This window comes from Ginsengibacter hankyongi (assembly GCF_008710285.1).
Classification (GTDB): Bacteria; Bacteroidota; Bacteroidia; order Chitinophagales; family Chitinophagaceae; genus Ginsengibacter; species Ginsengibacter hankyongi.
On record NZ_VYQF01000010.1, the window covers coordinates 138,713 to 145,421 of the forward strand.

A 6,709-nucleotide genomic window follows, 5' to 3' on the forward strand; every position below is an offset into this window, starting at 1 on the left:
GCAGGCTACGCTAAGGCTAAGCCTTATACGCCATGGAACAGACATTCTTTATACTTGGACGAATAGGGAAGAGTTCCCGCCGCCACCGGGTTTTAAAAACGATACCCGGCCCCAATGCGGAAATTATCCCGTTTGCCATTATTGATATCAAAAAAAACGTCGTTAAAATTCTCCGTCACCCCAACTGAATATTTCACTTCTCCGAATAAATGATGGCTGAAATCATATTGAGCGCCTGCCTCTGCAGATATGCCCAGAAGTCTAGATGTACTTTCTTTCGACTTGTCAATCTTATCGGCTGCTACATCCAGTTTCGGCCCGGCAAAAATGGAAATTTGCCGGTTCAGCATTTGCCTGAAGTGAAAGGGTATCTCTACAAAATTCCAGTCATTTACCCAACTATAGGTAAACTCAGCGCTTAAAAATTTATTTTCACTAATCCCTCTTTCGCCAAATAATGAGCCGAAGACGGTGCTGCCAATAAAGCCTGTTTTAGCTCCATTTGTTTCGTACCCGTTTATTACAGTATGATTATATCCTCCTTTAATGCCAAAAATAAATTTGTTCTTTTCAGATTGAGCGTTTGACTGCAGGAACAATACCAGCAGCGTAATGGTTGCAAAAACTTTAGTCTCCATAGTGGCAAGTTAACCTGGTTGATAATTTGTCCTTACGGTAACCAATAAGGCTTTAGTAAAGATGATTGTGCAAGGCCATACCAAACTAAAAATAATGGTTTTATTTAGCTTATCCAAAACGTTTCGATGAGTATTTAATTTTAAAGTTTGCTGCGGGTATACGTATTAAATGGAGTTATTCGTTGTATAAATTATATAACGGTTAAACATATTCGAAATAATGGACTTACCTGGTTTGATTTATTGTCCGGAGTTAAAAAACTCAGGACAGCAGTACTTTTATAATTCAAACATTCTAGCGATAGCCGGGGGATTAAATATGTTTGAAAATAAGAAGACTCAATAATAGGGTTGGCGTTGCGATAGTCGGTCTATATAAATTATCTGTTATTTTTCTTATCCACTTCATTGCCGATAATATAGCCTCCGGCCGCTCCCGCAACACCACCTATTACCGCGCCTGTTCCTTTATGTTTACTAATTAAAGCCCCGCCCACAGCGCCTGCTGCCCCACCAATTACGGCACCTTTTGCCTTGGCGCTCCAGCCTTTCTTTTTTGTGGTTGTTGTGTTCGTATTTGCATTTGCGTTTGCATTCCCTTGGGGAGTTGGGCTATTATTTGAAGTTGCTGAAGCCTTTGAACTTTCAACGCGATTTTCGCTGCTTTTTGAAACGACTTTCGGTCTTTCTCCTCTTTGCAAACCAGCGCTTGTGTCACCCGATGAAGTTGCGCCAGTTCCGCTTGTAACCGGCAACATTACTTTGTCTGTTTTCAGGTCCGCGTCAGAATTGCTTTTACAAGCACCAAAAAGGGAAGCCATTGTCAAAACGATCAATAATTTTTTCATAATTTATTTTAAGTTGTTGCCATAAGATATTTATAGCAGGTTAGCAAACCTGAACTTGTTACTCTTCCAGGAATACTAAGCCAAAACGCATTTTGCAAGCTCATAGTATTCAACCACAAATAATAATTAATGATCAGGAAACACGCCGCATTTATTGCTCACACTTCCGAAAATTCATAACATTACTGTCCCGGCGGGGGTTTGATGTGGGCTTGCGAATGGATGGGAACGCCCACAGCGGCCAAAAATTATTCGTTTTATAAATTACATAACGGGTAAACATACCCGAAATAAAGGACTACCTGACTTAATTTTTTGTCTTGAGTTAAAAACATCAGCACAGCAGTACTTTTATAATTTAAACATACTACGGTTAGCCGGGGGATGTGGGCTTGCGAAGGGATGGGAACACTCACAGCAGCTAGTTAGACGGCGACGCCTACGGGTAGTTGATGTGGGCTTGAGAAAGAAAGGTAACACCCACATCGGTTCAAAATTAATAGCTTCGAATTTTAACCTTTTATCATTATCAGCATCATTTTAAATCTCTCATTTGCTTTAAGTGAATGAGGAGTGTTTGAAGGAAGAATAATGCTTTGCCCTGCATGCAGATTGTAAAGAGTTCCTCCGATAGTAATTTCAGCTTCGCCGTCCAGTAATTGAACCAGTGCTTCATGTGGTGTATTGTGTTCTGCTAATCCTTCCCCCTTGTCAAAGGCAAATAGAGTGATGTTGCCTGCTGGGCTCTTTAAAATGGTTTTGCTTACTACTGAACCGTCAGCGTATTCAATGCTTTCAACCGGCACAAATGTTTTTGATGTTTCAATTAAGTTGTTCATAAAATTTCAGTAATAAATTTTAATGTTGCTATTCTCTAAAGTAAGGAAAGTTTTACATATTCCCATTTCCTGGCACCCTTAAGGGTTGTTGGTGATTACTTTGCTGCAAAACCCCCAGCACAAACACCAAACAATGGCGGATTATTCATTTTATAATTTACATAACGGATAAACCTATTCGAAAGAAAAGTGAGAAAGAAGCACAAGCGAGACGCTTGCGCTATTGCAACCTTGCTAAGTGGTGGATTTGCAGGCCAGCATTGCGGCAAACCATTTTGTTGGCCGTATCTTTTATAATAAATATTCTAGTGTGCAGTTCAGTTCAATAGTCTTTGTGTCATTTTCAAATCCCAGTCTGGGTTCTGTCCCATAAATTTTTGCCTTAAATTCATAGACATCATCGAACCCGGAACCCGGCCCTGTTTCACTTTTTATTTTCTTAAATGAATCTGGTAATGCCCAGAATTTAAGAAATCGATGTTGTTTGGAATCCTTATTGTTAGTTTCCAAATAAATTGTCAATATTTTGATGTCAGGATAAAAAACAACTCCACACATGTCACCTGAGGTGAATGAATATTTTATACCGTCAATAGAGAAATCGGCATTTCCTAAATAGGAGCAACTTGGTAACTCAGCATGAAATAATGTCCTGCCTGATGCTGACTTACAATCGAGTATTGCATCTGGTTCGCCAAGTTTGAAGGATGTAAGATTTAGAAATATTAAACAAGCAAATATGATCTCTGGCATAATTGAATTTAAAAGTTACCGTCAACATTGTATTTATGTAATTACACACAACTCTCAATTTTACAATTCATCTATTTGCACTAATGCTCATTTTCGTTTTGTGTATCGCCGAGGTGCGTTGATGCAAATACCAAACTAAAGTAATTATTTTATCCAGCTCATCCAAAACGTTTCGATGAGTTATATAATTTTTAAAGCTTGCTGGGGGTACACGCATTAAAAGCAATTATTCGTTTTATAAATTATATAACGGATAAACTTATTCGAAATTGAAGTATTAAAAAAACACAAGCGGGACGCTCGCCCTATGGCAGCCTTGCGCTAATCGGGGGGACCGGGGTAGCGTCTATCTTATTTCTTGTCCTAATTGCCAATGCTAAAACAAAAATTACTTACTGTTTCAATATACTTTTCAGAATGGCTCATGTGCGGAACATGACCTGCTCCTTCAAAGGTTATTCGTTTTGCGTGGGGTATGACACTCATCAACTTATTAATAACAAGAGGAAAAAAAATTGGGCTTTCACTCCCTGAACTTAATAACGCAGGTTTCTTATAATTTGAAAGAGTGTTTATATCAATTTGTAAACTTTGAGGATCCTGCATTTCATCATACCAGGTAGGAGCATTATAAATAAAAGTTCTTTTCACTGCTTCAGGAAGTTTCTCCCATGCACCGGTGCCCATTGCAATTTTTTCCATGAATTCTTCAGTCGCTTTTTGTAAGTTGCCCTCTGCAAATAAATCCAGCACAACTTTTATTCTTCCGTCCACCAGTTGCAACGCTTCCCGGGCGTTCGGATTATCTTTCAGAATTCCAAACAACGGAGGTTCATGTATAACCATGCTCTTGAAAAGGTCTGGTCGTTTTGCTGCTGTTTTTAAAGCTATACCTGCACCATAAGAGTTACCTGCAATATGAGCAGGAGAAAGATTAAGGTAATTTATCAACTCAATCAAATCTTCAACGTCTTCCTCTACGCTGCCCTGGCCTGGCAGGCGTTCACTCTCACTGTGGCCTCTTCTGTCGTATGTAAGCACACGAAATGTTTTTGCGAATTCGCCAGCCACCATATCCCAGTTATGATGGTCGCCCCAGGAACCATGAACTAACACAAGAGGTTCGCCCTTGCTTCCTGTTAGTTCCCAAAAAATTTTTACTCCATTGATTTTATCTATTGGCATGGTTTATTTTTTTGGTTTAATATGCCTAAAGAAGTGTATGGATTAAAACTAATTTCCAGCAGTTAATGTAAGGTTTCGACCAAAGGATGATGCACAATGTTCAGGACACCGGTCAAGCAGGGTTATTCTGTATTCGTTAAGCCAGGTTAATCCCTGTTGTGCAAAGATATGACTCGTCCTGAAAAAAGTTTAGTGGTTACTAATAAAAATGTTGCTGTCGGTTTAAATTGTGTGTGGTGAGTTGGCAAATGAGCTCCTGGCTGTTGCCTGTAAATGCTGCTGCTTTTATATCTTTAGTGGAGCTTCGTCCCAGCCGGGTCTCCCGCGTGAGCCCGGCGTTTAAAAGTGATCAGGCAAATTACATACCCGTTAATATAGCGTCCGCCTTTTCTTAAAACATTAAACAATTATATACACAATCATAGGCGTTGCTAATTTAAAAAAAGATGCAACCAGCTAAAGCAGGTGATTGTGATAAAGTAAGTTCCATCTGTTGCCGATATTTGTTGCTTAACAGCCATGAAGCAATATGCAATAAAATGTTACGATAGCTATAGGCCCGCCGGGTTCCCTGCGGGAGACCCGGCTGCGGCCGAACCTTAATCATCGTCATCATCGTCATGATGATGGTGCCGGTTATAAGGATGGGGATCGTACAAGTTGCATTGGGCGTAGATGCTGTTAATTTCCCGGACTTTTTCGGCCTGCAGTTCCCCGATCTCATGCCTTTTTTGCCAGGGCGACATATCCCAGTCGTTGATTACCTCATGTATCCTGTAGTTATAGCTGTAATTGATCCTTTGTATCACTTCGTCACGCTGGCTAAACCAATACCTATTGTCGTGGTACACGAAATAATTATCACGATAGTCATGATGCCTGTGCTCACGGTAGTCACCATCATGGTTTCTATAAATGTTGTCATTGGATTGGTTCCAGTCACCATGATCATACTGCGCAAAAGCAGCAGAAAAAAACAGGGTGCAAAACAGGATTGTAAAAATTTTTTTCATAAAGTATATTTTATACCTGAGACTTAAAATAGGTGGGTGGGTTTGCCAACGTGATGTTAATACGTTTTTTCTCATATTGACGCAAGGTCCGCTTGTGCTAACTCTGTGCTGGGTGAAGAATATGCTTGCGCCAAAGCCCGGGGATTCACAAAATAAATATAACAAAAAAGTGTTTCGTGAGACACGAACCACGGAGCAGAGAAATGATGGTCATCAGGACTAACATGATTTTTTCGCCCATGAAAGGTATTCCACTTTCAAACCTGTTCCGCTCTGATAATAATCATCTAAATGTTTGTCTGTGGTCATATTCATTTACTATTATAGCAATTACATTACACCCGTAAGTAAATTTTCAAACTAATAAATTTTTTAGTGCCCCGGAAACAAGATTTTATATTTTAATAAAAATAAATTGTTAACCTACGAATGGTCGATATAAAAAAAATCTGCAACTCTATAATAAATTGTAAAGAAGAAAGGTCTCTTCTCTTTAATAAAAATGGATATTCAATTAAAGAGTGTAAAAAATGCGATCATAGATTTTTAGAACAGCATGACGATATAGAAAATCATCTTAATAAAGTATATTCTGATGAATATTTTTTTGAAGGAAAATCAGCAGGATATCCTAATTACCTGGATGAGAAAGAAATATTATTTAAGTATGGAATTAAATATGCTAAAATTATTTCTATATATGCTAAACCTGGAAAAGTTCTGGATACTGGATGTGCAGCCGGATTTATTTTAAAAGGTTTTGAAAAAAGCGGGTGGACAACTTATGGTCTCGAACCCAATGAAACAATGGCTAATTATGGAAGAGAAAAATTAAATCTTTCAATAAGTACTTCAAGCCTCGAAACTTTTCAAACTTCACAAACTTTTGACTTAATTACTATAATCGAGGTTATTGGTCACTTTTATGATGTAGACAAGGCAATGCAAAATGTCTGTAGATTATTAAACCCAAATGGTTTAGTATTAGTTGAATCATGGGATATGAAAAGCAGGATAGCAAGGATTTTTGGAAATAAATGGTCCGAGTATTCTCCTCCAAGCGTAGTTAATTGGTTTTCCGATGAAACATTAACTCAATTATTTAATTATTATGGGTTTGAAATAATTGGCAAAGGATTTCCCCCAAAAAGAATTAAGTTTAAACATTTTCTTTCTCTTATAGACGAAAAAACTCCCGATTTTAAATTCAAAAAGAAGGTAATAAATTCATTAATTAAGTTGGTTGGGGGAATTACACTTATCTATCCTCACCATGATTTGAAGTGGTATCTCTTCAGAAAAACAAGTTAACTATAGCTGATTTCTTTTTTCGCTTCTGTCGGTCTCTTATCCGTAGTTCGTGTCTCACGAAACACTTCTTATAAAATTTCAAATATATTTTTTAAAAAGCCGAACTCATCTATTCCGGTTTC

At 38.2% G+C, this 6,709-nt stretch carries 7 protein-coding genes; 1 reads left to right on the forward strand and 6 read right to left on the reverse strand.

The genetic code is table 11. The features are described 5' to 3' along the window. Nucleotides 1-92: 92 nt before the first annotated feature. The 6 genes from FW778_RS20570 to FW778_RS20595 all read right to left on the reverse strand — a co-directional run bounded on the left by FW778_RS20570 (nucleotide 93) and on the right by FW778_RS20595 (nucleotide 5,276). A complete protein-coding gene (locus FW778_RS20570) occupies nucleotides 93-638 on the reverse strand; it encodes an outer membrane beta-barrel protein (protein WP_150416768.1) in 546 nt (181 codons plus the stop codon). 380 nt (nucleotides 639-1,018) lie between these two features. Next, nucleotides 1,019-1,486, reverse strand: a complete 468-nt coding sequence (locus FW778_RS20575) for a YMGG-like glycine zipper-containing protein (protein WP_202552401.1) — start codon at nucleotides 1,484-1,486, stop codon at nucleotides 1,019-1,021. 512 nt (nucleotides 1,487-1,998) lie between these two features. Next, nucleotides 1,999-2,325: a cupin domain-containing protein gene (locus FW778_RS20580; RefSeq protein WP_150416769.1), complete on the reverse strand. Its 327-nt coding sequence runs from the start codon at nucleotides 2,323-2,325 to the stop codon at nucleotides 1,999-2,001. Nucleotides 2,326-2,616: 291 nt separating this feature from the next. Next, complete coding sequence (locus FW778_RS20585; RefSeq protein WP_150416770.1) at nucleotides 2,617-3,078, reverse strand: hypothetical protein; 462 nt, start codon at nucleotides 3,076-3,078, stop codon at nucleotides 2,617-2,619. A gap of 363 nt (nucleotides 3,079-3,441) precedes the next feature. Further along, nucleotides 3,442-4,263: an alpha/beta fold hydrolase gene (locus FW778_RS20590; protein ID WP_150416771.1), complete on the reverse strand. Its 822-nt coding sequence runs from the start codon at nucleotides 4,261-4,263 to the stop codon at nucleotides 3,442-3,444. A gap of 599 nt (nucleotides 4,264-4,862) precedes the next feature. Further along, entirely contained in the window at nucleotides 4,863-5,276 is a 414-nt protein-coding gene (locus FW778_RS20595) for a hypothetical protein (protein ID WP_150416772.1), read from the reverse strand. A 429-nt stretch (nucleotides 5,277-5,705) separates the two neighbouring features. Between FW778_RS20595 and FW778_RS20600 the strand changes: the two genes are divergently transcribed. Further along, the gene (locus tag FW778_RS20600) at nucleotides 5,706-6,587 is read left to right on the forward strand and encodes a class I SAM-dependent methyltransferase (protein WP_150416773.1); all 882 of its coding nucleotides are present in this window, start codon (nucleotides 5,706-5,708) and stop codon (nucleotides 6,585-6,587) included. Nucleotides 6,588-6,709: the final 122 nt, after the last annotated feature.